Origin of the sequence: Xanthomonas sp. SHU 166 (assembly GCF_000364685.1) — a bacterium.
Classification (GTDB): domain Bacteria; phylum Pseudomonadota; class Gammaproteobacteria; order Xanthomonadales; family Xanthomonadaceae; genus Xanthomonas_A; species Xanthomonas_A sontii.
In genome coordinates this window covers 1-1,758 of the sequence record NZ_AQOJ01000434.1, presented here as the reverse complement: position 1 = coordinate 1,758, position 1,758 = coordinate 1, and the positions used below count along the sequence as shown (strand labels likewise).

The following is a 1,758-nucleotide window of genomic DNA, read 5'->3' as shown; positions in this document are numbered from 1 at the left end:
TGCCGGCCGGTGCCGCCGCGGCCGCCCGCGCCACCGCGCCGGGCTGCTTCAGTTCGGCCAGCGCCTGCGCGATCGGGCCGTCGCCCGGCAGCACGTCGCCAGCGGTGTAGCCCTCGGCGCCCTCGTCGTCGCCATGCAGGTGGCCCGGAAGGGTCGCTTCGCTGTAGTCGGCGATCGCCGCCGGCTTGTCGGCATCGTCCGCGCTGGCCTCCGGATGCAGCACCACGTCGGGCACGATGCCGCTGGCCTGGATCGACTTGCCGCTGGGGGTGTAGTACCGCGCCGTGGTCAGCTTGACCGAGTCGCCGTTGTCCAGCGGCAGCACGGTCTGCACCGAGCCCTTGCCGAAGGTGCGGCTGCCGACGATGCGCGCGCGCTTGTTGTCGCGCAGCGCACCGGCCAGCACTTCCGAGGCGCTGGCCGAACCGGCATCCACCAGCACCACCATCGGCGCGCCGTTGAGCAGATCGCCGGGGGTGGCGTCGAACTTGGAATCGCTGACCGAGATGCGCCCGCGGGTGCTGACGATGGTGCCCTTGTCGAGCACGTCGTCGGCCACCTGCACCGCCGCGGTCAGCAGGCCGCCCGGATTGCTGCGCAGGTCCAGCACCAGGCCGCGCAGCTTGCCGCCGGCCTGCGCCTGCAGCTGCTGCAACTGCTTGTGGAAATCGGCGCCGGTGTCGGCTTGGAAGGTGCTGATGCGGATGTAGCCGTAGCCGGGTTCGAGCATGCGGCTGCGCACGCTGGCCACGCGGATGGTCTGCCGGGTCAGGGTCACGTCGAACGGCTTGGCGACCTTGTCGCGGGCGATGGTCAGTACGACCTTGCTGCCCGGCTCGCCGCGCAGCGGCTCCATCGCCTTGACCGCGCTGATCGGCTTGCCGTCGATGGCGATGATGATGTCGCCCGAGCGCAGGCCGGCGCGCGCGGCAGGCGTGTCGTCGATCGGCGACACCACCTTGAGCGTGTTGTCCGGCAGCTGCAGCAGCTCCACGCCGATGCCGTCGTAGGCGCCGCTGGTCTGCTCGTCGAAGGCTTCGGCGTCTTCCTTGCTGAAATACGTGCTGTGCGGATCCAGGTCCAGCAGCAGGCCGCGGATGGCGGACTGCATCAGCTTCTTGTCGTCGACCGGATCGACGTAGGCTTCCTTCACCGCGTTGTAGACCGCCACGTAGCGGCGGATCTCGTCCAGCGGCACCTTGGCACTGGCCGATTCGGTGGAATCCGGATCGTCGGCGCTGGCCGCCGGGGCCGTGGGCGTCTGCGTCTCGGCGCGTTGCGCCATCGACGGCAGCGGCGCCAGAGCGAGCAACAGGGCTGCGGACAGGACTACGCGCATGAAGCACTCCGATTGGGGAAGACCCGCACCGTGCACGGCGCGGTTGTCCGGATTATGCGCGAAGCCGAGCTAAATTCGCGTTGAACGTGCCGCGCCGGCGTAGCTCAGCGGCGCTGCAGCCACGACGATGGATCCACCGGCTGGCCATTGCGGCGCAGTTCGAAGTACAGCGCCGGGCGCCCCTGGCCGCCGGAATTGCCGACCTTGGCCACCGCATCGCCGCGCTTGACCTTGGCGCCCGCGTCGCGCAGCAGGGTGTCGTTGTGCGCGTACAGGCTCATGTAGCCATTGCCGTGGTCCACGATCAGGATCATGCCGTAGCCGGTCATCCAGTCGGAGAACACCACCGTGCCGTCGGCGACCGCGGTGACGGTGCTGCCGGCGGGCGCGGCGATCAGCACGCCGCTGCTGGTGCGCCC

At 69.9% G+C, this 1,758-nt stretch carries 2 protein-coding genes; both read right to left on the bottom strand.

All coding sequences use genetic code 11. The features are described 5' to 3' along the window. On the bottom strand, positions 1 to 1,339 hold a 1,339-nt coding region (locus D180_RS11785), incomplete at its 3' end, for a S41 family peptidase (protein ID WP_017912954.1). Between the two features lie 104 nt (positions 1,340 to 1,443). Continuing rightward, on the bottom strand, positions 1,444 to 1,758 hold a 315-nt coding region (locus D180_RS11780), incomplete at its 5' end, for a peptidoglycan DD-metalloendopeptidase family protein (protein WP_043090876.1).